The following is a 25,939-nucleotide window of genomic DNA, read 5'->3' as shown; positions in this document are numbered from 1 at the left end:
TATTCGCATGGCGTTGATGACCGATGATATGCAAGAGAAGCTTATCAAGCTCTTAACGGACGAAGGGCTTGTTTCTCGTGATGTCATCAAACGGGCAGCGCAAGCAGCGAAGCAGAGTAACACGCCTCTCCTTGCGACGCTCACGTCGAACGGAACGATTGATGAAGAGCTATTGACGCACGCAATTGCACAGGTATCGGGTGTACCGTATGTTAATTTAACGTCAAGTATCATTGATCAGAGCATTTTGTCGCTATTGCCGTCCGATATTGCTGAGCGGTTCATGGCAGTGCCACTTGCCGAGGTGCAGAATCGCCTCGCTGTAGCGATGATTGATGCGAATAATGTGCAGGCGGTTGATTACCTAGCGAACCGTATTCAGCGACCTCTGAAAGTCTTTATGGCATCGGAAGCAGGTGTGCGTCACGTACTTGATCAGTATAAGACCGATCTATCAAGCGTTGATGAGGCGGCGCAAGTCTCACAGGCAGAAGCGGCGCAGGAAGCGGCACGCGATATAAAAACAATCGTGCAAGACTCGCCGATTAGCCGAGCACTAAGTACAGTGCTTGAATATGCCGTAAAGAGCCGCGCAAGCGATGTTCATATTGAGCCGCTTGAAAAATCGCTGAAGATCCGCTGTCGTATTGATGGTGTGCTACGCGAAGTGATGCAGCTGCCAAAAAGTATTGAGCCAGCACTGGTGAGCCGTATAAAGATTTTATCCAACTTAAAGATTGATGAGCATCGTATTCCGCAGGACGGACAATTCACAGTGCGCGTAAGCGATAAAGAAGTTGACCTACGTATTGCAATTAGTCCGGTAGTGTGGGGTGAGCAGGTTGTTATTCGCCTGCTTGATAAAGCGGGAAATTTGTTTGATCTAGAACAAATGGGATACGCTGGACGCTCGCTCCGCACGATTCGCAAGGGTATCAAGCGACCGAACGGCATGGTGTTGACAAGTGGTCCAACAGGAAGCGGTAAATCGACGAGCTTATATGCGTTGATTAAGGAAATTAAAACGGACGCAATTAATATTGTCACGCTTGAGGATCCGGTTGAGTATAAGATGGACGGCGTGAACCAGATTCAGGTTAATACTGATGTTGGGTTGACGTTTGCAAATGGACTACGCTCAATTCTGCGTCAAGATCCAGATGTGGTAATGGTTGGTGAGATGCGTGACGGCGAAACTGCGAACCTTGGTGTGCAGGCAGCGCTGACAGGGCACTTAGTGTTTTCAACACTGCATACAAACTCGGCGGCAGGTGTGTTGCCACGCTTGTTGGATATGGGAATTGAGCCATTTTTGATCGCAAGCACGGTTAATACAATTATCGGTCAGCGACTTGTGCGGCGCGTGGCGAATCGACGTGATGCATATTGGTCGACGCCGCTTGAAACGCAGATGATTAAAGAAACGGTCGGGCATTTACTGCCGAAGACAAAAGAGGAAGTCGCGAACATTTCGGCGGATTTAGGCTATAAAGACTTGCCACTTGCCGGTCAAACCGCTTATACTTTAGTGAAGGGGCGCGATACGCCGGCAACGCCACATGGATACGCTGGTCGCGCTGGTATTTTTGAGGTGATGGATGTAACCGAAGCAATTCAGAATTTAATTGTGAAACGTGCTACAAGCGCCGAAATACAGCATAAGGCAATTGAGCAAGGTATGATTACGATGCGTCAAGATGGTTATCTAAAGGCGCTAACAGGAATCACCACATTGGAAGAAGTTAATCGCGTGACGTCGGCAGACACCGCATAAAAGAAAGGGAAGGCTATGCAAAACGAAGAACTTATGATGGAGATATTGCTTGAGGAAGTTGTTAAGAAACATGCGAGCGACTTACATATTCAGGTTGGATTGCCTCCGATGCTGCGTGTTGATGGTTCGCTTTCGCCGGTTGCGGGGACGCAGTCGCTTGACGAAGCGACAGTAGAGCGGTTAGTGTTTCGCATTCTTGATGAAGACCAGCAACAGATCTTGCTGAAAGATAAAGAGTTTGACTTTAGCTTTGCGTTTGGCGATCTTGGGCGTTTCCGTGTGAACGCATTCCATGAGCGCGGTAATCTGGCGGCGGCGCTGCGCTTAATCCCAAATGAAATTAAGTCTGTGCAAGAACTTGGGCTGCCACCAGTGGTCTTATCGTTTGCAGATTATCCGCGCGGACTTGTACTCGTAACCGGACCAACTGGTTCTGGTAAGTCGACGACGCTTGCAGCGCTTGTTGATAAAGTTAATAGCGAAAAGGCGCAGCATATCATCACGATTGAAGATCCGATTGAATTTACACATAAGTCAAAGAAGTCAGTAGTAGTACAGCGTGAAGTCCACTATGATACGTACTCGTTTTCGGCGGCGCTGCGTTCAAGCTTGCGCCAAGATCCGGATGTCGTGCTGATTGGAGAGATGCGTGATCTTGAGACGATTTCGGCGGCGATCACGATTGCTGAAACGGGGCACTTAGTGTTTGCGACGTTGCACACTAACTCAGCAGCACAAAGTATTGATCGTATGATCGACGTCTTTCCGCCGCACCAGCAGCCGCAAATCCGCGCGCAGCTCGCAAATATCTTGATGGGTATTTGCTCGCAGCGTTTAGTACCGTCAATTGGTGGCGGACGCGTTGTTGCGGCTGAAATTTTGGTAGCAAATCCGGCAGTTCGCAACGTTATTCGTGAAGGCAAGAGCCATCAGCTTGACGCAATTATTCAAACTGGCGCCGATCAGGGTATGCAGACGATGGATCGTACGCTTGTAAATTTGGTACAAAGCGGTACGATTACGTACGATAACGCACGGGAATTCGCTGTTGATCTGACGGAGTTTGAAAGGTTGATGAGGGGGTAAAGTGTGAAAAAATTTAACTACGAAGCGCGCGACAAAGCGACAGGCGAAATCGTAAAGTCGCTTGTGCAGGCGGATTCTGAAACATCGGCGGCAAAAGTATTGATTGAGCAGGGCTATATGCCGCTCACGATTAAGGAAGAGGGCGGCGATAACAATGTCTTTGCGCGGTTTGCAAATCGTATTACTAACAAAGACAAAATCGTATTTTCGCGCCAACTTGCGACGTTGATTGGCGCGGGGTTGCCGCTAACGCAGAGTTTACGTACTGTGCTTGACCAGACGAGCAATAAGCGTATGCAAGAGGTTATTCAAGAGATTGTTGCGGATGTCGAGGGCGGTAAAACTCTATCGAGTGCTTTTTCAAAACATCCGGAGGTGTTCAATAAAATTTATATCGCGCTTGTTACTGCCGGCGAAGCGTCTGGCACGCTTGATGAAGCGCTTAAGCGTATTGCCGCCCAGCAAGAAAAAGACGCTGCTATGCTTAGTAAAATCCGCGGCGCTATGATATACCCGGCAATCGTGCTCGTTGTAATGGTTGCGGTCATGCTATTTATGATATTTACCATTGTGCCGCAAGTCGAAAAACTGTACAGTGACATGAAAGAAACGTTGCCACTTCTAACAGCTGTTCTCATATCAGTATCAAACTTTATGATAAAGTTTTGGTGGCTGGCGCTCATTATTCTAGCGGTTATTGCATACTTTGCGCGGCAGTACTTCAAAACAGATGCTGGTATTCGTACGCTTGATACGATTAAGCTCAATATGCCACCGTTTAACGGCATGATGCGCCGTCTGTATATGGCACGGTTTACGCGTACTGGACAGACGCTTTTGGCAACGGGCGTGCCGATGCTTGATATGCTTAAGATATCATCCGAAGCCGTGAATAATGTGATTGTAAGCGAAGAGATTACGCGCGCTGCTGGTAAAGTGCAAAGTGGCAAGGCACTTTCGGCGGCTCTTGAACACGAGGACTATATTCTGCTTATGGTGCCGCAGATGATAAAAATCGGCGAGCAGTCGGGTAAAATTGATGAGATGATGGGTAAGACAGCGCAAGTTTACGAGGATGAGCTTGACGAGCAGATTAAAGCGATCTCGACGATGATTGAACCGGCGTTAATGGTTGTTTTAGCTATTTTTGCGGGTGGCTTGATCGGGGCAATTTTGTATCCTATTTATGGCTTAGTGACTAAGATTCACTAACGAAGCTCTGGACAATGACGCACTCGTGCGTTATGCTGGATATAACCATAAGAAGTGTTCATAAGAAAGGTGGAACGGGAATATGAGCAAACAACAACTTAAAGAGCGTGGATTTACGATTATTGAAGTCGTGCTCGTGCTGGCAATCGCGGCATTGATATTTTTGATGGTGTTTATCGCACTGCCGGCATTGCAGAGCAGCCAGCGTGACACAGCGCGCAAAGAAGATGTGAGCACGGTGGCGTCGGCAATAAATAGCTGGACGAGTAACAACAGAGGGGCGGCTACTTTGACTGATACTGCGCTACGTCCGTATTGGGAGAATCACGTTTCTAGAAATACAACAACCGTGAATGTGAGGGCAGCTCTGACGGCAGCTCAGGCGGTTACTGTAACTGATGCTACTATTGATATCTACCCAAGAGCGACTTGCGGTGAACAGGGAGGTAGCGGTACGTTTAACTTAAGAGTTGGTACGGCGCGTCAGTACGCTCTTGTAACACGAGTTGAGGCTGGTAACGGTTCAGCATTCTGCCAGCAGTTGTAATAAGGTCTGCTAATTATAAAAAGAGGTTGCGGAAAAACGCAACCTCTTTGCTATAATAACAATATGAATATGACTATTCTGGCATGGTTGTTTGGTGTACTCGGGCTTATTATGGGGAGCTTCGCTGGTGCACAGGTGTGGCGGTTGCGCGCGCGGCAGCTATACGAAGATAAAGAAGCCCATGAGTCCTATAGTAAGGATGAGTTTAAACAGCTCAAGCCGCTCCTGGGCAAAAAAGGCAAGCACGATCGCTCGTGTTGCTTGCAGTGTCATCATACACTCGCCTGGTATGACCTAATTCCGATCGTTAGCTGGCTGTCAACGGGTGGAAAATGTCGTTATTGCCGTAAACCAATTGGCTGGTTTGAGCCGGTTATTGAGCTGATAATGGCGGCGCTTTTCGTGGCGTCATATGTGTGGTGGCCGTTTTCGCTTACCGGTGTGGGCTGGGTATTGGCTGCGGGTTGGACATTGTTTGCTTTGTGGTTGGTGTCGCTCGTATTGCTCGTGATGCTTGCGACATATGACTTAAAGTGGCAATTATTGCCAAATCGTCTCACTTGGGCATATGCAGCGCTTGCACTTATCGTTGTTGTGCTGCGATTTGTGCTTGTCCATGATATTGATATATGGTCGCTGGCGGGGGCTGTAGCAATTATGTCGGGATTGTATTTTGTACTGTGCGTTTTATCGCATGGTACATGGATCGGTGAGGGCGACGTGAAGCTCGGACTCGGACTCGGACTCATGCTTGCTAGCTGGGAAAAGGCATTTTTGGCGTTATTTTTGGCGAACTTCATCGGCTGTATTATCGTGTTGCCGGGGCTTATCAGCAAAAAACTGAAGCCGGGCAGTGAAATACCATTTGGTCCACTATTTATTTTAGGCATGTTGATCTCGTATTTTGCAGCTCATCGTATCATAACATGGCTGTTTGCAGTGACAACTTTCTAGTGTTAATTCTGCTACGCTTATGGTAAAATAATCAGTATGAAGAGGGCATCGCGCGGGTTTACGATCATCGAAGTTATGTTATTCCTGGCGGTGACAGGTGTGCTCGCAGCAGGAATCTTAGCATCAGTCGGTTCGACGCTTGGGTTGCAGCGGTATCGCGATGCGGTTGATGGATTTTCGTCGTATATTCAGGGGCAGTACGGGCAGACAATTAATGTGCGCAATGATATTGATAACCATCGTGAATGTGCAGCAGACGGCACATTTCTAGCAGCCCACTCTGCGCCGCCTGGTACAAGTGAGACGTGCGTGATTATCGGGCGTCTGGTCACGACAGCAAATGGACAAACATTCCGATCTCAGCCAATTTATATGTCCGGAGTGACGAGCGCGTTCTTGAAATCTGGCATCGGCGATGATGCAGTTTTTACGGCGGATGCGGCAGCGAATCGGCGGTTGCTTATTGATAGTGGCGTTCAGCCGCAGACTTATCAGCTTGATTGGGGCGTGCGTACGCAGCCGCCGGCAACGGGCGATAATGCGTGGGCGATTGCAATTGTACGTTCGCCGATTAGCGGAGTAATTCATACTTATACAATGCGTCGAGCGTCAGTGGTGCTAGATCAGCTCGTTGTTGATAGTAACCGCCGTGATGATTCGGTGATGTGTATTGATCCATCCGGCTGGTTGGCGGGGCAAGTACTCGGTGTTGTAATTGCAAAAGACGCGCCAGGCGCAAGCGGCGTTGTTACGCGTACGGAGGGCTGTAACTGATGAAACGGTTTGTACGTGGCGATACGGTGATTGAAGTGATGTTTAGCTTCACGGTACTCAGTATGCTTGTTGTCGGTACATATGCGTTAATGAACCGCGGTATGCAGGTGGCGCAACGTTCGCTTGAAATCACGCTCGTACGCCAACAGATTGATTCGCAGATTTCAATGGTACGTTATATCCAGGCGCATCATACCGACGCGTGGCAACAAATCCGTAGCCGATACGTGATCCAGTCTGCGAGTCACGGATCGCATATTAATGTGACGGATTTTGTTGAAAAGAATAGCAATCGGTGTCCGACGCTTGAGAACAACGGACTAACAAGCGGTAGTAAAGCATTTTTCTTGGCGCAAAATTCAGCCCGCAACGATGTGCGCGTCGTTGACGTGACGACATCAGCGGCATATACTGAACCGGCTGTATTTGCGCGTGTTGATCTGTCGAATGCGAGTGCGCCGCAAGCTCAAGGATTATTTATCCAAGTCGTCCGCTCCGAAGCGCACAAGCCTGGTGAAGAAGCTGGCAATGCGTATGATGTATATGTTAATGCGTGCTGGGATAGCGTTGGTACATCTGTACCAACGACAATAGGAACGATAACGAGGATTTATGATGGCAAAAACTAAGAGGGCGACAAGTAGAGGATTCACATTGGTCGAATTGTTGCTCGCGATGGCGGGCGTTGCGGTGCTGCTGATATCAATTGCAGTAACAACGATTCAGCTAACAAATATGTATCATAAGGGTATTACGATAAAGTCGATTAATCAGTCGGGGCGTGAAGTCGGTGATCTGATTCGACGTGATGGCTTGACGATCGGGCAGGGTGAGGTGCGGTTTGTCGCCGCTGATACACAGGGTGCCGGCGGACTTGGGCGGCTCTGTATCGGTTCTCGTAGTTACATATGGAATAGGCCGGAGAGTCTACGCTCCAGCGATCCGTCGGCGGCAGTTCGTTATAATAGTACGGGCGATGCGATTATCTTAGCGCGTGTGGCCGATCCGCTTGGTACATTTTGCATTTCGCAGAATGGTGTGTATGCAACCGATGTTTCGACGACCGGCACAATGCGCGCAACAGAGCTACTCAAGGGGCAAGCTGATTTGGCGGTGTATCAGATGAGTGTGACGCCGATTTTTGATCGAGACGGTGATCGCGCCTTTAACATTTCCTATACACTTGGCACGAACCAAGGTGAAGAAATCAATACGACTGATCAAACATGCCGTACATCAAATGAGGCTGAAAATAACTTTACATTTTGTGCAATTAACCAGTTCAATGAAATTGTAATCATGGAGAAAGCATCATGAATCGGCAGTCTGAAAATGGTATGGTTTCGATTATCGTTGTAATGTTTACGTCGCTTCTATTGATAATCATATCAGTTGGTTTTGTGCGGTTGATGTCGCAGGAAGAAACGCAAGCATCTGATAATAATCTGTCGCAAAGTGCTTACGATTCGGCGGTTTCTGGCGTTGAAGATGCAAAACGCGTTATTACAGCGTGCGCAAATGGCGGTACTGCGAGTGCGGCGTGTACGGCTATTTTGGCGCAACGATGCGATACTGTGCAAAAAGCTGGTATCGCTGCGTCAACAACTGACACGCGGGTGACGATCCGTAGTAATGGTGCGCCGGCTGATAGTACCCAAGGACAGGCGTACACGTGCGTCAAGATTGAGAACGCGACAGATGATGTGAAACATACGCTTGAGGAGGGTGTATCAAAAGTGATTCCGCTTAAAGCAACAAAAGATACGGATCATATTATGGTACAGTGGACGCTTAAAAGCGATGACACGCCGACAATCGCTAATCCGAATGATACGAACCCAAATCATCTGCCACAGCATGATGCGTGGGGCGCGGATGCTCCAGCGATGCTGCGTGTGCAAATTGTTGTTCCTGAAAAGCCAGATGGCAGTATGGAACAGGCTGACTATGACAGCAACCAAGTGATGACGGTGCTCTTGCGACCGACCAGTGTGCGCGGATCAGGCGCGATGATCAATGCGATTTCGCTGCAGGCGACGCGCGCTGCTGGTTCGCAGACGAACGTGACAGTGTCACCGTCGCCGGTGCTATGTTCAGAGACTCGCTTCAATGCGAATCAATATGCGTGTGCAGCAGTCCTTACTATTCCGAATGGACGCCAATTGAAGGCTGGTTCGCGAATGGCATTCATGCGGGTTACGAGCTTGTATGCGCGCACACAGCTTCGAGCATCGTTTGAGGATATCAGCGGTAATGTGACGGCGCAGTTTGATGGTGTACAGCCTCTTGTTGATTCAACTGGTCGCGCTGGCGATGTTTATCGACGCGTTCTGAGTCGTGTCAGCCCGGACGGAGCATTCACGTTCCCCGAATATGCTGTTGATACAACGGGTAGCCTATGCAAAGACTTTTCGGTGAGCGATACGATGGCTATTAGTGGCATATGCGATCCGCGCCCAAAGAAATAATGTAGGTTTGATCATAACCATAACCGATTTAGTTTTCAAAGTGTGGTTTTATATTTCGGTACTGTCGCTGTGAAAACGTTCATATACGTCCCGCAAGTGTTGGTCTGTGACATGCGTGTATACTTGCGTCGTGGCGATACTACTATGTCCAAGCATACTTTGTACACTGCGAATATCCGCACCATTCATGAGTAGGTCGGTTGCAAAGCTATGGCGCATCGTGTGCGGACTGACATGTTTGGTGATTCCAGCAAGCCGTGCGTATTTTGTAACCATTCGCTGTACACTGCGCTGATTAAGCCGCCGGTAGTCCCCGCTTGTGCTCGGCGCTTGAATATTGCGACTGTAGCTTAAGAATAATGGGATGAGCGAATCTGTCCGTGCATGAAGGTATAGTTCTAATTGAGCTGCCGCACGTTTACTAACAAATACTGGGCGGTCTTTCTGGCCTTTTCCGCGTACTGTAAACTCTCGTCGGGCAGTATTGACGTGGTCGCGGTTTAGTCCAACAAGCTCCGAGACGCGCAGTCCACTTGAGTACAATAGCTCTAGGATTGCTCTGTCGCGCAGGTGTGAGATTTCGCCGTCATTTGGTACGGTGTCGAATATTCGTTCAACCTCATCATTGTATAAAAATGTTACTTGTTTTCTATGGACGCGCGGTAGTTCAATTTTATTTGGTGCCATGCTTGGAATGCTTCGTTTGCTGAGGTAATTAAGAAAGCCACGTAATGCAATGAGGTGGTAATTTTGCGTGATTAGTGCGAGCTCATTGTTATTGTCGTCTTTTTGGCGGTTGAGCCATAGGCGGTATTTGCGAACAAGCTCTGGTGTGATTTTGTCAACAGTAAGATCCATGCCTGCAAATTGTAAAAAGCGCTCAAGATACCGGGTATAGTTCTCCGATGTGCGGCTTGATCGACCACGTTCAATCTCAAGATATTCAGCGAAGTCTAATAGCAGCGCAGACATTTCCATACCTCTAGCATACCGCAATTCAAGGTAACTGTAAAAGACATCTGAATAACTTCATTGTTCAGTGGAACGTCGTAGAGAAACGGGGCAATATTTGCTACAATACGAGCTATAAGATAATAGGTATAGGAGGATCCAGTGGCAGGAATAGTAGAACGAACGTTGATTATATTTAAGCCCGATGCTGTGCAGCGCGGCATAGTTGGTGAGATTTTGACGCGATTTGAGCGAGTTGGACTAAAAATTGTCGCGACAAAAATGATTGCGCCAACCAAAGAACATTATTATCGTCACTATGAAGAAATTGGGCAGATGATTACTCGCCGTGGCAAAGAAAAATTTGACATCACGCTTGACATGATGGTGCAGGGGCCAGTGATTGCGATGGTGCTTGAAGGAGTTGAGGCGGTGCAACTAGTACGCAAACTTGTCGGTACGACTGAACCGAAAAGTGCTGCTCCTGGGACAATCCGCGGTGACTATTCACATATGAGCTTCGTGTATGCTGACGCTGAGCATAAGGGTGTGCCAAATCTTATCCACGCTAGCGGCAATGACAAAGAAGCGATTGAGGAAATTGGACACTGGTTTTCAGACGACGAAATTTTTGAGTATAAGTCGCTCAACGATAAATTTACCTTATAATAAAATATCGCATATACCGCTTGATTCGTATTACCATTTTACGAGCTCAAGCGGTATACTAGGTATATGCCTCGGTAGCTCAACTGGATAGAGCAGATCCGTCCTAAGGATAAGGTTGTAGGTTCGACTCCTATCCGGGGTACCAGATAGCAACAGTAGACAAGGTAGGTATGGACGCGACGTTTGAAGGTCAGCATGCGGACGAAACGATTCTTTTCGTTTTTCGGCGCCATATTATTGCGATGCGTAAAGGATTCTATTCATTGCTCATTCCGCTTGCGGTTGGATCAATTCCGCCGCTTATTTGGCAAACGAAGCTTGAGCTATTTCTGATACCGCTTGCTGGACTCGTGCTTGGGTCAATCCTGTTTTTTTACCACTTTCTAATGTGGTACTTTACCGTGTACGTCGTAACGAACGAACGGATTCGTCAGATCACGCAGCGCGGGTTTTTTGGTAAGGATGTTGTAGAGTTGAGTCTAGATAAGGTGCAAAGTATCAGCTATAATATACCAGGGTTCAGTGGCGAAGTTTTTAAATTCGGCACGATTATAATCCAAACATTTGTTGGCGATCTCGTTATCCGTATGGTTGAACACCCGAGTGAGATATACAATAAATTGCAAGACGCGGTTTATGCTGCTGAAGCAAGCCGCCGGAGTACAGATGAAAAGAAAATTGTTGATCAGGCGTAAGAAAAAAGAGCAGGCGAAGGTTCCGCCGCGTATTACAAATGAAACAGTTGCAGAACATCGCGAGCGAGTCATTGCGGGTGGGCGTAAATTTAAGTATCCGATTCAGTATGCACGTCATCGTCTAGTGTTCAACGCGACTATTATTGCAACCGTGGGCGTATTCTTACTTCTTATTGCGGGCTGGGTGCTGATGTATCCAATGCAGAATTCAAGTGGTGTCGCGTATCGTATCTCGCGCGTTATTCCACTGCCGGTAGGATCGATTAATGGTGAAGCGGTTCTGTATAGCGATTACCTCGCATCGTACCGTTCATCGGCATATTATCTGAATAAGAATCCGGAGGTGCGACTCAACACAAACGACGGGCAAGTGCAGCTTAATCACATCAAGCGCCAATCGCTTAATCTTGCGGAGCGTGTTGCATATGCACGTCAATTAGCTCGCCAACATAATATTTCAATCTCTGGCAGTGATGTTGATGCGGTGATTGAACAGGAGCGAATAACAGCAAACGGGCGTGTCTCGCAGGATACGTATGATGCTTCTATAAAGATGTTGTTTGGCGAAAATGCGAGTGACTATCGGTTTAGGACAGCAAACGCAATGCTTGAGAGCCGCGTAGCATTTGCAGTTGACGTAAAGGCGAAGCAGCAAATTGAAGCGGCTATGACAATGCTCAAACAGGGAAAATCATTTGATGATGCTGTGGGTGGAGCGAACGCACTCTCTGGCGGTAAAGCGAACGCAGGGAAAAGCGGATTGATTGATGTGACAAGTAAATTTAACGGATTACGTGTACAGAGTGTTGCGGGGCTAAAAAAAGACGAGCTCTCTGGTATTATGCAGAGCGCGACAGCGGATGGGTTCTATATTGTGAAAATTACCGAAAAAACTGAAAAGAAAATTGCTTTCGATTACGTCCATGTCCCGCTACAGGAATTTACGACGCAATTTGCAAAGCTCAAGACAGACGGCAAAATTCAAGAGTATATCTCCGTTCCTGAGTCGCGGTAGTCGTGGTTGCAATTTAGCGCGTCGTTTGGTACACTACGTCTAGCATATTTGCGCTCGTAGTGAAGCTGGTCTATCACGCCTCCCTGTCACGGAGGAGATCGCCGGTTCGAATCCGGTCGGGCGCGCCATAGAAAATACCTCACGAGTCTGTGGGGTATTTTCTATAGTATAAACGTACTATCTCTGATATAATAAATGCATTGCCGTCTTAGCTCAGTTGGTAGAGCGGCGCATTCGTAACGCGCAGGTCGCCGGTTCAATCCCGGCAGACGGCTCCATGGCATCTATGAATAAGAATAGTACAATACACACTATCAAAAAAATTGTGATGAAGAACCGCTCTCTGATGTGGATGTTGAGCGGCATTTTTATTGCAGCTCTTATATGTAGTATTTGGATTGGCGTGTTGATTCATCCGAGCGATATTACAGTATACTCGCGCTATAGTGCTTTTGGCCAAGCTCATTTTTACAAAGAGCACTGGCAATATTTCTTCTTATTCGTTGCATTTTTCTGGATTGTTGCAGTACTGCATAGCGGCATGATGATTAAATTTACCGTGCTTAGTCGCAAGCTTACGAGCAAGGTTATATTTTGGTATACGCTTGCTGTGTTTGTAGTAGGTTTAATGTATGTACTGAATGTCATATCCCTTGGACAAGCGGCATGACGCACATGGTGGACGACCGGGAGCTGCCTCTTGGTAAGCGTACAAAGCTATATCGATTTTTCGAGATTCTTCCTGGCTTTCTAACGTATTTTATGCTAGCGCTTGTTGTTGTTCTGTCAATCATGCAACCACTATGGGCGGCGATTTATATTTTGCTTGTGATACTAGCGATGTTTGTGCGCGCGATTGGTGTTGCGTATCGGACGATTCATGGGCATCGGGTACTTGTTGCGGCTCAAAAAGTTGATTGGAGCCAGCGACTCCATGATTTAGTGCAGGCGTATCAAGGAAAACTGCCGCCGCACGAAACAAATTTACGAGCGTTTGAATCGCGGCGCCACGCAGCGATTATACGTGCGGTGGTTGATAGGAAACTCAGCATACCAAATCCGGAGCTAATCTACCATGCGGTTATTATCGCTGCGTATAATGAGTCGTACGATGTTATCAAGCCAACCGTCGAGTCGGTTCGGGCGACGACATACGACAATCATAAGCTGATCGTCTATCTCGCATACGAAGAGCGCGGCGGCGAAGGTATTGAGAAAACGGCGCAGCGGCTTAAAAAAGAGTATGCATCGGTATTTAAAACATTTCAGATTATTAAGCATCCAAAAGATTTACCCGACGAGATTCCTGGAAAAGGGCCAAACATTACGTACGCGGGTAAAAAATTACAAGCGTGGTGCGACCGGCAACATATTCCATATGACAATGTAGTTGTTACGACGCTTGATAGCGACAATCGTCCGTATCCGTCATATTTTGACTATGTTAGCTATGAGTATATCGTACGCCCGAATCGCGAACGGTTATCATATCAGCCAATTGCGTTGTATTTTGGTAATATTTGGGATGCGCCAGCACCGATGCGAGTGCTTGCGACTGGTAACTCTTTTTGGACAGTAATTAGTAGTATGCGCCCGCATACACTTCGTAATTTTGCGGCTCATAGCCAGCCGCTCTCGGCGCTTGTCAAAATTAATTATTGGAGTAAGCGCAGCATTGTTGAGGATGGTCATCAGTATTGGCGCAGTTATTTTTATTACAATGGAGACTACAGCGTCGTTCCGATTCATGTACCGATCTATCAAGACGCGGTAATGGCTGATACATTTAGGAAGACAATCATCGCACAGTTCAAGCAGCTCCGTCGCTGGGGATACGGCGCCTCCGATGTACCGTATGTGGCTGTTCGTATATTTACACGCGCTCGCACCGTGCCATTTTGGGAAGGCTTTGCACGGTTTTGGCGCCTGCTTGACGGACATGTTAGTTTATCAACATCGGCTATTATTGTTGCGTTTGGCGGTTGGGTGCCGTTGTTGCTAAATCGAGAAGCATCACGAAATTACACGGTTCATTCACTGCCAATCGTCATTAGCTATATCCAGTCAATCGCGCTGATCGGGTTATTTATTACCATTTTACTGATGATGAAAATGCTGCCGCCGCGCCCTGCGCGCTACAAGCGACGACGCACAGTCGCGATGATATTGCAATGGTTTCTCATGCCAGTTACTGCTATCTGTTATGGAGCGCTTGCGCCGATTAATGCACAAACACATTTATTGCTTGGAAGGTATCTTGAAAGTTTTGATGTAACTGATAAAGCAACATTCGCCTCGCGTGAAAAGGCAAAAAAGAGCAAGAACCGTCGGCGCATGAAAAAGCAGCGAAAATAGAGAGAATAAAAGTAAGAGGTAGCTAGGGATTATCGCGGATAGTCTAGTTCTATATTGAGTCTGCAACCAAAAGAGTAGTGGCGGATGGGCTTTGATTTATTGCCGCCGCTTTGCTTTGAGCGAGTTACGTATAAAATTATAATTAGTTCGCGGCTTTTTAAACTTGTTTGTAACAATAGTCTTAAGTTGCGTCTTGCTAAATTTTGTAACCAACTAGGATTTGCTCGGCGTTAAGAGAAAAATCTGGTTAGGGATTACGAGTGGGCTGTATGAACTTGCCCCAGTTTCTTTATTGCTGTTTCCGGTGAACTACTCGTATCAGTTTATTGTATTCAAATGCAATGGTATAGCGGTCAAGTTTTGACCGTTTTTGATGTGTTCTTTTTTGCTCTTTAGGCATGACCTTATATTAGCATAAGCATAACTTTTTGTCAATTAAAGAATATTTTCACAATATATCACTGTGCGGGTAAATAAAATAAAATCATTAGATTTTTCATGTGGAAAACTACAGTAGATAATGTGAATAAAGGCTGAGGCTGTCCGGTGAGAGGAGCGAAAACTGCATAACTCAGTAATCTTATTGACCAACCCCTTGATGTTTACAGGTGCATAAGACGTTTGTACTTTCTTTGTATAGTGCTGTCGTCAAAGTGACGTAGATGCTGGAATTTGTCTGAGTAGATGAGTGTAATGATAATAAATATCAATCCGGAGACGCTTGTATGGACTCGCGAAAAGTTTGGTTCTGGCTGGAGGAGTAGCTAGCAAAGCTCAATAAAGATATACTATGAGCAATGAATCTCTGCACTCTTCTTAAGCGACACTCTGCGAAAAAAACGATTAAGCCAAAAGATTTTCGTAATATTAATATTAAGGCTAAGAATTTAGCTCTAATGCAATGTCGTAAGTAAGAGCCAAAGAGGCGAGGAATTTTTGATTGTATATTAGAAATATAGGTATGCGGCCACTAATCGCATGAGTTCTGCAATTGTTTGTGACGCGCTAGACCTTAGATTGGTGGGGCTGGATAGTTTGGTTAATGACGATTCGTGCTGGTAAAGAAAAACTACGTATTTGATGTAAGCATATCAATTGTCTTGCGTAGGACTGGCATGCGTTCTATACGTCTACCTGATGGGGTGTGAGAAGACCTTACTTTGAAAATTTAAGATTTAAAAAAAGTCACCCGTTCGGGCGACTGTTTCCGTTTTAGTTCCGATTTGGTGGGCAATAGAGGATTCGAACCTCTCACCTCTTCAACGTCAATGAAGCGCTCTAGCCAAATGAGCTAATCGCCCTGATGAATTTATGGTAGCAAATATATTATATTATTGCAACACGAAGCGCTCTATTGTACAATGACTTTAAGCGGCGAAAGAGCCTAACCATCTCTGGAGCTTCGTGGTAGCGGACGCGGAACACGTGAACTTTCCGGGTCAAGAGAAATAGCCAAGGTGGAACCTCCTGAACGATCGGGACCGAGGCGCGCACGTCATACATCGTACTGCGTGCTTTTATTAATTCAAAAAAGGAGGCAATTGTGAGTGAAGAACAATTATATGCGATGCGACATAGTTTAGCGCATGTTATGGCTGCTAGTGTAAAGCGATTATGGCCGGAAGCCAAATTTGGCGTTGGACCGGTGGTTGAGAACGGTTTTTATTATGACATTGATCTTGGTAGCGTAAAAATAAGCGAGCAAGATTTCAATAAAATTGAAGCAATGATGCGGCGTATTATTGCTGAAGACCAAGATTTTGTGCGCGAAAAACGTCCGATTGACGACGCGATCGTTTGGGCGAAGGAATCGCAACAGCCATACAAAGAAGAATTACTGAACGATCTTAAGCGTTCTGGCACAACAGTGGCGAAAGATTTAGACGCCGCTGAGATGGGTACGATCGCTGATGGCGACGCGGCTGTGAAGGAGGTGACTTTCTACACAAACGGCGATTTTACCGATTTGTGCCGCGGTCCACATGTGGCAAACACACAGGAGATCGGTGCGTTTAAGCTGATGCGTGTAGCGGGGGCGTATTGGCGTGGTAACGAAAAGAATCCGCAAATGCAACGATTGTATGGTGTTGCATTTGCGACGCAGGCAGAGCTGGATGAATATTTGGAGCGTTTAGAGCTTGCGAAGCAGCGCGACCATCGTAAGCTCGGTAAAGAATTGGATTTGTACACGATGTCGCCGCTAGTTGGCATTGGGTTGCCAATGTTTACGCCGCGCGGCACGGTCTTGCGTGATATAGTAGCACAGTACTCGAATCAACTACGACAAAAATATGGTTTTCAGAAAGTTTGGACGCCGCATATCACAAAAAAAGATTTATATGAAAAATCTGGTCATTGGGCTAAATTTGGCGATGAGTTATTTTTGGTGAAAAGCCAGGAAACGAGCGATCAGATGGCGCTGAAGCCGATGAACTGTCCGCATCATACGCAGATTTTCGCATCAAAGCCGCGTAGCTACCGTGATATGCCGGTGCGCTTTTTAGAAACGACAACTGACTATCGTGATGAAAAGACTGGTGAACTTGGTGGCTTGAGTCGAGTACGTTCACTGACGCAAGATGACAGCCATGTTTTCTGTCGACCAGACCAGATTGAGCAGGAGATTAATAATCTTTTGGCGGCAGCGCGAGAGTTGTATGGGCAAATTAACATGAAATTACGTGTGCGGTTGAGCTACCGCGATGAATCGGATGGATATCTGGGCGAGCGTGCTTTATGGGATTCGGCACAAGCACAGCTCAAGGCCGCTGTTGTTGCAAATGGGTTAGACTATTTTGAGCAAGATGGCGAGGCTGCATTCTACGGTCCAAAGATAGACTTCATGGCGACGGATGCAATTGGTCGTGAGCATCAAGTTGCAACTGTTCAGCTTGATTTCGTTCAGCCGGAGCGGTTTGAACTAGAGTATGCAACAGATGATGGTAAATTTACAACACCTGTCATGATTCATTGTGCGCTTTTAGGTTCAATAGAGCGGTTCTTAAGTGTATTTATTGAGCATACTGGTGGTTGGTTTCCGTTTTGGGCAGCGCCAGAGCAAATACGTATTCTGACAATTAATGAAACAGTCACAGATTACGTAGACGAAATAACAACGATACTGCGCGAAATTGTACTGATGACGCCAATAAAATATAATGAAGTAAGATTTACAGTAGACACGCGCAATGAATCACTGGGCAAGAAAATACGAGAGGCGACAGCTATGAAAGTTCCAGTTCAGCTTATTGTTGGGCCAAAGGACAAAAGCGCACGGCAAGTTAGTGTTCGTACACGGGACAGTGAGCAAAAAATTGCACTTGATGAGCTGAAGACGTACATCAAGAAACTCTAAGAGGGCATGCGATGATGATAGAAGGTCTGTATGTCCAGTGTCGGCGAATGTGATGGGTGATAATCAGCTGCCAATTGCAAGTTTGCGCGATCGCGTTTATGCGCTGATGTCTGAGTTACCGAACGATAAAGTTACGACTTATGGTGATTTAGCGGCGTTAGCTGGATATCCATATGCAGCGCGACGTGTTGGTGAAATTGCACATGGTGGTCCGACTAATTTGCCGTGGCATCGTTTAGTGAACGCAAAAGGTGGGCTAGCGATTGGCTTTCCGGAAGGGCGAGTGGCGCAGAAACAGTTACTCGCCCAGGATGGTATAGCCTGTGATGAGCGTTGGCATGTGATTGAATTTGAGGAGCGACGATGGCGACCAGAACTGTGAACGAGGCTCCACTCGTCGTAATCGTTGGTCCGACAGCAAGTGGTAAGACAGGTTTAGCAATTAAGGTTGCTCAGCGGTTTAGAGGTGAAATAATCTCCGCAGATTCTCGGGCGATATATCGCGGGCTTGACATTGGAACGGCAAAGCCGAGTATGAAAGAGCGCGACGGGGTCGCACATTGGGGTTTTGACTTAGTGAACCCTGGTGAGCGATTTACGGCTGCAGATTTTAAGCATTACGCCGATGCGAAAATAACTGACATACGATTACGAGGCAAAGTGCCGATTTTAGTTGGGGGGACAGGGTTGTATGTTGACAGTGTTGTTTATGACTATACATTCACGGCTGTATCAAATGATTTAGAGCTACGCGCAAAATTTGAGCAAAAATCTCTTGCAGAGCTACAAAATTATTGTAATAAGTACAATATTAAATTACCGGAGAATAATAAAAATAGGCGATATGTCATTAATGCAATCATTCGAAAGGGCGCTCTACCGCAGAAGAATACTGATAAATATAAAGACAAGATACTAGTCGGAATAATGACGGATAAAGCTACGCTTAAAGAAAGAATAAGAAATCGTGCAAAAACCATTGTAAATGATACTACGATAAATGAAGCGATACAGGCAGCGCGAACTTGGGGTTGGGACAATGAAGCTATGACTGGAAATATCTATCCGCTGGTTCGAAAATATACAGCAGGAGAGTTGACGCGTAGCCAGTTAGAGGAAAAATTTTGCACGCTTGATTGGCGTTTGGCAAAACGACAGTTGACATGGCTGCGTCGCAATCCGGAAATATCATGGCAGCATCTTGAACAGGCGTATAGCTACATTGCTTGGCGTTTGGATGATAGATAACGACCGTGGTACTATAGAGTAAGAGATTTGATCATGATTGATGCATTATTTGGTTCAAAAACTCGTGTAAAGTTACTCTATTTATTCCTTAACAACCCAGGGCAAGCGTTTTATGTGCGTGAAATTACGCGGTTGATTGGTGAACAAATCAATTCTGTGCGAAGAGAGCTTGCAAATATGCTTGAGGTGGGTATCGTTGCAAGTAATAATATGGATAATAAGCTGTATTATGAAGTAAATCAGCGATATGAGTATTACATACCGATGCGCGCTATATTTGCAGGGCAAACGTCAAAATCAGCTGCAAACGAGGCGCAAGCGGAAGTATACGAAGATATTATTCGCCGTACGGCTGGTGTTCGTGTTGCTATTGTAGCAGGGATCTTAGTAAGCGGATCTGCAAGCAAAGTCGATTTGCTGATAGCGGGCGCTATCTCGCGTGCTAAGATTAAGTCCATTGTCTCAACGATTGAGCAAGCGGTGGGGCGCGAGATTACTTATAGCGTACTCTCGTATGACGAGCTGTACTACAGGTTGAGCGTTCATGATAAATTTATTAGTGATATGCTAAATAATAAGCACCGTGTCATTGTTGATACTGGTGGCATTATAAAAACAGAGCGACAGTAAAGGAGGTGATATGTTTGATATTGAATATAAGGGTGGCAACGCGGTCGTTATTGCAAGTAAAAAAACGTCGTTAGTTGTAGACCCGAAGGTGTCGTTATTTGGACTGAAAGACTTAAAGGTAAAGGACTTAGTCGAGTTTGTTACTGAATCTCGTTTTGCAACTGGCAGGAATGATGCGCAGGTTATCATAAATAGCCCTGGTGAGTATGAGGTCGGCGATTTCACGATCATTGGTATTGCTGCGACACGCCATATTGATACCCCTGACGACGAAAAACGTTCGACGATTTACCGTGTTGAGTGCGGTGAGGTATCACTGGGAATCATTGGAAACATTGCACCTGGGCTAAGTGATGAGCAACTTGAGTCGCTTGGCGTGATTGATATCCTGATTGTACCTGTTGGTGGCGGTGGATACACCCTTGATGCAACAAGCGCTGTTTCAATTGTCCGAGCAGTCGACCCGAAGGTCGTTATACCAGTTCATTATCGTGATGCTGCTCTTCAGTATGAAGTCCCGCAAGATGAAGTCGAAACGTTTATTAAAGAGCTGGGTGCTCCAGTCGAGAATGTAACAAAATTCAAAGTTAAAAACGATAGTTCGTTACCATCGGTTCTAACGACAGTAGTGGTTGCACGTAGCTAATATGTTCTAGGCTTTGTATACCTTAATACAAAAACACCCCGAATGCAGGGGGTGTTTTTGTATATTTCCGCAGCAAGAGTTATTTTGCTGATTGTGCAATAATACCTTTCTTCTTGAGTGTACGGATTGCATGTGCAGAAAGCGTCATCGTTACTTTCTGTCCATTAACAACGAGCGTCTTTTTTTGAAGATTTGGTTTAAAAACGCGTTTAGTGCGACGCAAAGAAAAACTTACGTTATGACCGAATTGTTTACCCTTGCCGGTTAATTCGCAGCGTGATGCCATACTTTTCCACTTCTTATAATTAGTTGATATCAATCTTTTCTAGTATACGCTAGTTTTGGTCTTGCGTCAAGGACTGCTACAATAAGGTACATGGATTTTGGCAACATTATTGCTGTTTTGGTGATTATTTTTGTGTCGATGACGCTACATGAGTTGACGCATGGGATTGTTGCCTATAAACTTGGCGATGACACGGCGCACCTCATGGGGCGCTTAACGCTAAATCCGCTGAAGCATATTGATCCTATTATGACAATCGCACTTCCAATGACGATAATTTTCGCAAACGCATTAACGGGCGCAGCCATGCCGGTCTTTGGTGGCGCAAAACCTGTACCATTTAATTCTGAGAATCTAAAATATGGTGAATGGGGGGTTGCTATGGTAGCAGCAAGCGGACCGTTAGTTAATTTATTGCTCGCGTTCATGTCGTATGCAATAGTGACTTATATAGGCGACGGAAGTGTGGCGGGAAAACTATTAGCTACTTCAGTAGCTGTTAATTTAGGTTTTTTTGCATTCAATATCATTCCGATTCCACCGCTGGATGGTTCTCGAGTCTTTTATGCTATAGCACCTGACTTTATTCGTCGATTTTTCGAAGCAGTAGAATATTACGGTATAGTATTTATCTATATTGCAGTACTTGCTTTATCGCCAGTTTTGACGGTTTACATGCAAGCTGTTATTTACGGGTGTGTTAGCCTGTTTTCTTTAGTTATATAGAACCACGTGATATACTAAGGATAGCCTCTTTTGAGCGTATATGATTTTCCTAACATCATATGATAGGGATTCTAATACCGCTATTCCCGTGGGAATAGCGTGCGGAGACCCACCTTTGCAACAGCAGGGGAATATCAGTCGTTCAGGAGGGGCTTTTATGATATAATACGCAAATGGCAGGCTATTGGATAATCGCTCGCTTGGCTATAGTGAGAGGAAAGTCCGGGCAGTGTAGAGCATGACAGTCGCTAACGGCGACCGGAGGTGACTCTAGGGAAAGTGCCACAGAAACGAAACCGCTATCTCAAGCCTAATTAGGTGACTGGTAGTAAGGGTGAAAGGAGCGAGGTAAGAGCTCGCAGCGACGTACGGTGACGTACGGAGGAGGTAAACCCTGTCAACTGCAAGGAGGCGTGTCTATAGAATTGCTCGTTCGGGCATGCCGCTATCCGCTTGAATTATTCAGCAATGAATAATCTAGATAGATGATTATCCTCGACAGAACCCGGCTTACAGATAACCTGCCAATTTAAAAAGACCGTACTAAATACGGTCTTTTTAAATTTTGTCGGATTAAGCTATTTTGTAACTCGTTTGACGATAGCAGTAAATGCTTTTGGTTCGTTTACTGCTAATTCCGCAAGTATTTTGCGGTCAATTTCTACGTTGGCAGCGCGTAAATCAGCAATGAGCTTACCATACGTCGTGCCGTTTTCGCGAGCAGCGGCGTTGATGCGGGTAATCCAGAGACCGCGAAGATCGCGCCGTCTATTGCGGCGATCCCGGTATGCGTATTGCAGTGATCGGATAACGGCTTGTTTCGCAAGCCGAAAACTACGTGTACGACTATGTTGCATGCCTTTTGCGGCTTTGATGATTTTCTTATGCTTCGCTGAAGCAGTGACTCCTCGTTTAACTCGCATAATCCTATACTCCCAGTGCTCGTTTTACGTTTTTCGCCATGCCGCCTTTAACAACAGCGGCGGTTTTGATATTACGCTTGCGAGATTTACTCTTCTTAGAGAGCATATGGTTTCCGAACGCACGGCGACGGATGAGTTTGCCGGTACTGGTTAGCTTAATACGCTTAGCAGTGCCCTTGTGGGTCTTCATCTTTGGCATTATTTACTCCTTATTACGATGCTGAGGTTGCGCCCAGCCATCACTGGTTTCTGTTCAAGTATTGCCTCATCCTGCAGCTGTTCAAAAACTCTGTCTATGAGCTCGTAGCCCAGCTCTTTATGCGCCATTTCGCGTCCACGGAAGAATATCAAAATTTTTACTTTGTGTCCTTCTTTGAGAAATGAGCGGATTTTTCGTAACTTTATTTCTAGGTCATTACCACCAATCTTCAAGCCGAAGCGCATTTGCTTTAGCTCGCTAGCTTTATTGTTGCGTCGAGCTTTTTGCTGCTCTTTCATTTTCTGGTATTGATATTTTCCCCAGTCAATAATTTTTGCAACAGGAGGGTCAGCTTTCGGTGATATCTCCACTAAGTCAACCCCTGCCTGACGTGCAGCGTTAAGCGCGTCTGCACGACTCATGACACCAAGTTGTGTTCCGTTTGTGTCTATGACACGAAGTTCTTTTGCTCGGATGGTATCATTGATACGAATTTTCGTATTGATCGCAATCTCCTTATAAAAAAGTTACATTAATGAGATAACACTCGCACAATATAGTATCAGAGGTGGGAAGAAAATTCAAGCTCTATGTCCGTTTACAGTATAATGCTTCTGCGGTATGGATTTATGGTGATACTATTCGGACTGATTAAGATTGGCGATTACGCGGATATTTTGAAATAAGTCGTACGGTCTCGGTCTGAGCGTGTCGGGTGCTTTTTGAGTAAATTAGTTGATTTTGAGTTGCGTTTCTACGAATCATAGAACTACCTTGGTTGTTTAAAGATTGTTGTGTTTACAGCTACGTTTACATCTGTTATTTTTAATATTTATTATATTTTGAATCATTTTTTTCGCCAGATATTGTTGATTTTTTAACTACAAATTTGATAAGCGATGGATTAGTTAGCAGTGTAAAATATCGGAGGATAGTAGGGGCTTGAGGTTTGGTCGGTTAACCTGGAGAAATCGTAACCCCATGTAGCTGATGGATGAGTATTAGAAGTAAGAGTAAGTTGTAACTATACTATTGTAACGTTTACCGTCTCATACTCTTATACCATGCACTATAGATATCTAAGCAAATAGTTTTCCTGCGCGTATTCTTATACTGTGGGGGATAAGCAGTTCTCTTCAAGCGCTAACTATTTATTATTAATATGCTTCTAATTTTACGTTATTTACTGGGTGCTCCATTTTGATTCCGTTTTAGTTTTAGTTTTAGTTTTAGTTTTAGTTTTAAATACCGTTTACTGAGTCTATATTGCTTTTGGTATGAAATGGTGATACAGTAAAGGTAGATGCGGGGCTGATACAGCGTTCGACATTTGGACTTTAACAGGCTATTTTGCGTACCGACTTCTGACGTAATCAGAATTAGTAATTGCAACATTTGCAAAGAAAGCAAAAGCATTCTTCGCATCATTGATGCCAAAGCAAGCCGCTTTTGCGCTTGCTGCGTAATATATCGCAGCCATGCTTGGTTTTAACGCTTGCCAGAAACTAAGCGTGTCGTATTTTGCAAGATCGATTCATGCGTGCCCGCTTGAGTGCGGTGAATTTAAATTTTTTTCAGCTCGTAGTTGTTGTATGTTTGTTTGGTTTTCGGGCAACTGCTGCGGTTATTGTAAAAACCGAACTATGTGCGTAGACGAATAGCATGTTACCAAATGGACCCGGGGGCAGTACCCGGCAGCTCCACCATGTAGATTTGACGACCAATTAGGTCGTTTTTTATTGTGTATTTGAACCTACCCCCCGGGCGTGGCAAGGGAACGACGACCCATAGTAATTTTCGACAGTATAAGTCCTTTTCTTTACGGGTTCGTTTTATATTCAGTTCAGTGCTGTGGACTAGTCGATCTCGTTTTAGTTTATTGAATCTCCAATGTATGAGTAACTTATAAGTCATTACATAGTTTAAGTTAGGCTAATCAACACAAGCTATTTAAAAGATCTATTAACATATCTACGGTTTACATTTGCTCCATGCTTATTAACCTGAACCGAAAATAATAAATGCACCAGAAGACATTTCATTTCGCATGAGGATATAAGACGAAACATGTATAGGGCAAACGGCGGTTGCTGATAATAGTTAGAAAAAAAGAGGGAATATCTATGCTTGAGATTGGAGACGATGCCTCTCAGTATAAGTATAGTCTCACTCTTTTTTATTTTGATTCGTCGTTAATCGTCAATATGCACCTGGAATAAATCTGTGGCTCATAGTGAATGTGAGCCACAAAAAAGTGGATGATTCTCATCAACGCGTAACAACTTAGATGCCGCTCGCGTCCACATATATTTTCTTAGAACGCCATAAAAAACAACCACCTGCGAGTAGTGGTTGTTTTTATCGTGGAGTTTTCAGAAATATGTTTATTTTTGGTTCTTGTACAATTTTTTTGCTCAAGAACTACCCCTATAATATGACGGAAAAGTGCTTGTGTCAATAACTTTTTGGGATTTAATCAAGTAAAAAATACCACAAATCATAGCAGTTGTTTTTGATGCGATTTTGAATTTTTATTCTTAGGATGAGGCGGGCGGAACAACAACGATAATTAACCGATCTCTATGTCTCATAATGAAAAATCATTAGCATTTCAGTTACACCATAAGCTTGTGTATTTGATCGGACTTATACGCAGGAAGAAATGGAAATATCCTGATCTCGCATTTTAAAAGTGTCGCCCATTTGTATAGCTGAAAGAACTATATAAACTTCTCTGTATTTTTGTCGTTTGAGATGTAGCCTAATATGGGGGCTCGGTATAGTCTATGCTCATGTTGCTTGAATATGAGATCAGAGTTTTTCTAGCAGAATTAATTTGAAAAGGTTTAAACGCATGGTAGCTTGCATATTGAACTACCATCGCAGCAATGCTTACTGTATTAGAAAAGGCTTGTTTTCAAGGTAAAACTTTAAACGTAGAGCCAACCAAGTAGTACTGCGAACTCAATGATGTCAAAGCAAAAGGGCACTGCAACATTTAATAACCAGCAACGTCATGCAGCTCAGGATAAGCCGGGAATGCAGAGAGGTTTGGCTAGGAAGCATTGGACAATAGAAATTTTAGATAAGCAGACATCTCGGAAACGCATCAAAAGTCGCTAAAGGGAGAGCGGGGCGAAACGTATCTTTGTCGGAGCATGAAGATACGTTTCGCCCGCCCGGATGCTCCTATGGAGCGAGACTGTAATGAAGATCCTCTATAGACTTCAATAAGGCTATCGCACTATTTTCGAAACAGTGTTTTAGCGGTGCTGTCAAAAAGCAGGTTAGCTCATAGAGTCAACTTACTTAACACTAGATGTAGGGTCGGCCTCATGCAATTGTCAGATTTGAGGTCTAACTCAGGTACTTGTAGGACATAATGGTTTGCTAGACGCTATTTATAATCTAGTTCTAGAATGCGTG

At 45.2% G+C, this 25,939-nt stretch carries 25 protein-coding genes, 4 tRNA genes and 2 other RNA genes; 25 read left to right on the top strand and 6 right to left on the bottom strand.

The window, feature by feature from the left end; translation table 11 throughout:
• Positions 1 to 7 precede the first annotated feature (7 nt).
• The 9 genes from J5A52_04870 to J5A52_04830 all read left to right on the top strand — a co-directional run bounded on the left by J5A52_04870 (position 8) and on the right by J5A52_04830 (position 8,815).
• Positions 8 to 1,774 (top strand): type II/IV secretion system protein, encoded by a 1,767-nt coding sequence (locus J5A52_04870; GenBank protein QUB37434.1) that lies wholly within the window; start codon positions 8 to 10, stop codon positions 1,772 to 1,774.
• 36 nt (positions 1,775 to 1,810) lie between these two features.
• Positions 1,811 to 2,860, top strand: a complete 1,050-nt coding sequence (locus J5A52_04865) for a type IV pilus twitching motility protein PilT (protein QUB38017.1) — start codon at positions 1,811 to 1,813, stop codon at positions 2,858 to 2,860.
• Positions 2,861 to 2,863: 3 nt separating this feature from the next.
• Positions 2,864 to 4,072 (top strand): type II secretion system F family protein, encoded by a 1,209-nt coding sequence (locus J5A52_04860; GenBank protein ID QUB37433.1) that lies wholly within the window; start codon positions 2,864 to 2,866, stop codon positions 4,070 to 4,072.
• A gap of 82 nt (positions 4,073 to 4,154) precedes the next feature.
• Complete coding sequence (locus J5A52_04855) at positions 4,155 to 4,619, top strand: prepilin-type N-terminal cleavage/methylation domain-containing protein (GenBank protein ID QUB37432.1); 465 nt, start codon at positions 4,155 to 4,157, stop codon at positions 4,617 to 4,619.
• Positions 4,620 to 4,682: 63 nt separating this feature from the next.
• Positions 4,683 to 5,573 carry a prepilin peptidase gene (locus tag J5A52_04850; protein ID QUB37431.1) on the top strand — a complete coding sequence of 297 codons (891 nt, stop codon included), beginning with the start codon at positions 4,683 to 4,685 and terminating at the stop codon, positions 5,571 to 5,573.
• Positions 5,574 to 5,609: 36 nt separating this feature from the next.
• Positions 5,610 to 6,347 carry a prepilin-type N-terminal cleavage/methylation domain-containing protein gene (locus J5A52_04845; protein QUB37430.1) on the top strand — a complete coding sequence of 246 codons (738 nt, stop codon included), beginning with the start codon at positions 5,610 to 5,612 and terminating at the stop codon, positions 6,345 to 6,347.
• Positions 6,347 to 6,976 carry a hypothetical protein gene (locus tag J5A52_04840; GenBank protein QUB37429.1) on the top strand — a complete coding sequence of 210 codons (630 nt, stop codon included), beginning with the start codon at positions 6,347 to 6,349 and terminating at the stop codon, positions 6,974 to 6,976. Before J5A52_04845 ends, J5A52_04840 begins: the two co-directional genes overlap by 1 nt.
• Positions 6,960 to 7,664: a type II secretion system protein gene (locus J5A52_04835; protein ID QUB37428.1), complete on the top strand. Its 705-nt coding sequence runs from the start codon at positions 6,960 to 6,962 to the stop codon at positions 7,662 to 7,664. Before J5A52_04840 ends, J5A52_04835 begins: the two co-directional genes overlap by 17 nt.
• On the top strand, positions 7,661 to 8,815 hold the full coding sequence (locus J5A52_04830) for a hypothetical protein (protein ID QUB37427.1): 1,155 nt from the start codon (positions 7,661 to 7,663) through the stop codon (positions 8,813 to 8,815). The genes J5A52_04835 and J5A52_04830 overlap by 4 nt, the downstream gene beginning before the upstream one ends.
• A 48-nt stretch (positions 8,816 to 8,863) precedes the next feature.
• Here the strand turns inward: J5A52_04830 and J5A52_04825 are convergent, their stop codons facing one another.
• Positions 8,864 to 9,793 carry a tyrosine-type recombinase/integrase gene (locus J5A52_04825; GenBank protein QUB37426.1) on the bottom strand — a complete coding sequence of 310 codons (930 nt, stop codon included), beginning with the start codon at positions 9,791 to 9,793 and terminating at the stop codon, positions 8,864 to 8,866.
• Positions 9,794 to 9,937: 144 nt separating this feature from the next.
• Between J5A52_04825 and J5A52_04820 the strand changes: the two genes are divergently transcribed.
• The 8 genes from J5A52_04820 (at position 9,938) to J5A52_04785 (ending at position 14,500) form a co-directional block, all read left to right on the top strand.
• Positions 9,938 to 10,435 (top strand): nucleoside-diphosphate kinase, encoded by a 498-nt coding sequence (locus J5A52_04820; GenBank protein ID QUB38016.1) that lies wholly within the window; start codon positions 9,938 to 9,940, stop codon positions 10,433 to 10,435.
• A 68-nt stretch (positions 10,436 to 10,503) separates the two neighbouring features.
• Positions 10,504 to 10,580: transfer RNA gene (locus tag J5A52_04815), tRNA-Arg, on the top strand.
• A 25-nt stretch (positions 10,581 to 10,605) separates the two neighbouring features.
• Complete coding sequence (locus J5A52_04810) at positions 10,606 to 11,130, top strand: PH domain-containing protein (GenBank protein QUB37425.1); 525 nt, start codon at positions 10,606 to 10,608, stop codon at positions 11,128 to 11,130.
• A complete protein-coding gene (locus tag J5A52_04805; protein ID QUB37424.1) occupies positions 11,102 to 12,145 on the top strand; it encodes a hypothetical protein in 1,044 nt (347 codons plus the stop codon). The genes J5A52_04810 and J5A52_04805 overlap by 29 nt, the downstream gene beginning before the upstream one ends.
• Before the next feature lie 50 nt (positions 12,146 to 12,195).
• A tRNA-Asp gene (locus J5A52_04800) sits at positions 12,196 to 12,273 on the top strand.
• Positions 12,274 to 12,347: 74 nt separating this feature from the next.
• Positions 12,348 to 12,423: transfer RNA gene (locus tag J5A52_04795), tRNA-Thr, on the top strand.
• 50 nt (positions 12,424 to 12,473) lie between these two features.
• A complete protein-coding gene (locus tag J5A52_04790; GenBank protein ID QUB37423.1) occupies positions 12,474 to 12,815 on the top strand; it encodes a hypothetical protein in 342 nt (113 codons plus the stop codon).
• 8 nt (positions 12,816 to 12,823) lie between these two features.
• A complete protein-coding gene (locus J5A52_04785) occupies positions 12,824 to 14,500 on the top strand; it encodes a hypothetical protein (protein QUB38015.1) in 1,677 nt (558 codons plus the stop codon).
• 1,224 nt (positions 14,501 to 15,724) lie between these two features.
• Here J5A52_04785 and J5A52_04780 read toward each other — a convergent pair.
• Positions 15,725 to 15,801, bottom strand: a tRNA-Val gene (locus tag J5A52_04780).
• A 242-nt stretch (positions 15,802 to 16,043) separates the two neighbouring features.
• Here J5A52_04780 and thrS point away from each other — a divergent pair.
• Genes thrS through J5A52_04755 form a run of 5 tightly spaced genes read left to right on the top strand, consistent with a single transcriptional unit; the run spans position 16,044 to position 20,379 of the window.
• Positions 16,044 to 17,855, top strand: coding sequence for a threonine--tRNA ligase (gene thrS / locus J5A52_04775; GenBank protein QUB37422.1), 1,812 nt, complete (start codon positions 16,044 to 16,046; stop codon positions 17,853 to 17,855).
• A 52-nt stretch (positions 17,856 to 17,907) separates the two neighbouring features.
• Entirely contained in the window at positions 17,908 to 18,237 is a 330-nt protein-coding gene (locus J5A52_04770) for an MGMT family protein (GenBank protein QUB37421.1), read from the top strand.
• Positions 18,219 to 19,103 carry a tRNA (adenosine(37)-N6)-dimethylallyltransferase MiaA gene (miaA, locus tag J5A52_04765; GenBank protein QUB37420.1) on the top strand — a complete coding sequence of 295 codons (885 nt, stop codon included), beginning with the start codon at positions 18,219 to 18,221 and terminating at the stop codon, positions 19,101 to 19,103. Before J5A52_04770 ends, miaA begins: the two co-directional genes overlap by 19 nt.
• Before the next feature lie 33 nt (positions 19,104 to 19,136).
• Positions 19,137 to 19,733, top strand: coding sequence for a transcriptional regulator (locus tag J5A52_04760; protein ID QUB37419.1), 597 nt, complete (start codon positions 19,137 to 19,139; stop codon positions 19,731 to 19,733).
• Positions 19,734 to 19,743: 10 nt separating this feature from the next.
• On the top strand, positions 19,744 to 20,379 hold the full coding sequence (locus J5A52_04755; GenBank protein ID QUB37418.1) for an MBL fold metallo-hydrolase: 636 nt from the start codon (positions 19,744 to 19,746) through the stop codon (positions 20,377 to 20,379).
• A gap of 79 nt (positions 20,380 to 20,458) precedes the next feature.
• Here the strand turns inward: J5A52_04755 and rpmB are convergent, their stop codons facing one another.
• On the bottom strand, positions 20,459 to 20,665 hold the full coding sequence (gene rpmB / locus J5A52_04750) for a 50S ribosomal protein L28 (protein ID QUB37417.1): 207 nt from the start codon (positions 20,663 to 20,665) through the stop codon (positions 20,459 to 20,461).
• Positions 20,666 to 20,755: 90 nt separating this feature from the next.
• Here rpmB and J5A52_04745 point away from each other — a divergent pair, with 90 nt between their 5' ends.
• Positions 20,756 to 21,391 (top strand): site-2 protease family protein, encoded by a 636-nt coding sequence (locus tag J5A52_04745; GenBank protein QUB37416.1) that lies wholly within the window; start codon positions 20,756 to 20,758, stop codon positions 21,389 to 21,391.
• Positions 21,392 to 21,567: 176 nt separating this feature from the next.
• Positions 21,568 to 21,920, top strand: an RNA gene (rnpB, locus tag J5A52_04740) — RNase P RNA component class A.
• Positions 21,921 to 21,969: 49 nt separating this feature from the next.
• Here the strand turns inward: rnpB and rplT are convergent.
• Genes rplT through infC form a run of 3 tightly spaced genes read right to left on the bottom strand, consistent with a single transcriptional unit; the run spans position 21,970 to position 23,025 of the window.
• On the bottom strand, positions 21,970 to 22,314 hold the full coding sequence (gene rplT / locus J5A52_04735; protein QUB37415.1) for a 50S ribosomal protein L20: 345 nt from the start codon (positions 22,312 to 22,314) through the stop codon (positions 21,970 to 21,972).
• 4 nt (positions 22,315 to 22,318) lie between these two features.
• The gene (rpmI, locus tag J5A52_04730; GenBank protein ID QUB37414.1) at positions 22,319 to 22,513 is read right to left on the bottom strand and encodes a 50S ribosomal protein L35; all 195 of its coding nucleotides are present in this window, start codon (positions 22,511 to 22,513) and stop codon (positions 22,319 to 22,321) included.
• Positions 22,513 to 23,025 carry a translation initiation factor IF-3 gene (infC, locus tag J5A52_04725; GenBank protein QUB38014.1) on the bottom strand — a complete coding sequence of 171 codons (513 nt, stop codon included), beginning with the start codon at positions 23,023 to 23,025 and terminating at the stop codon, positions 22,513 to 22,515. The genes rpmI and infC overlap by 1 nt, the downstream gene beginning before the upstream one ends.
• 795 nt (positions 23,026 to 23,820) lie before the next feature.
• On the opposite strand from infC, the gene ssrA reads away from it, so the two are divergent.
• Positions 23,821 to 24,219: a transfer-messenger RNA gene (gene ssrA, locus J5A52_04720) on the top strand.
• Positions 24,220 to 25,939 lie beyond the last annotated feature (1,720 nt).

The sequence above is a fragment of the TM7 phylum sp. oral taxon 349 genome, assembly GCA_018127705.1.
Lineage (GTDB): Bacteria > Patescibacteriota > Saccharimonadia > Saccharimonadales > Saccharimonadaceae > Saccharimonas.
The sequence above is the reverse complement of the archived record's forward strand: the minus strand, read 5'-3'. Positions and strand labels throughout refer to the sequence as shown.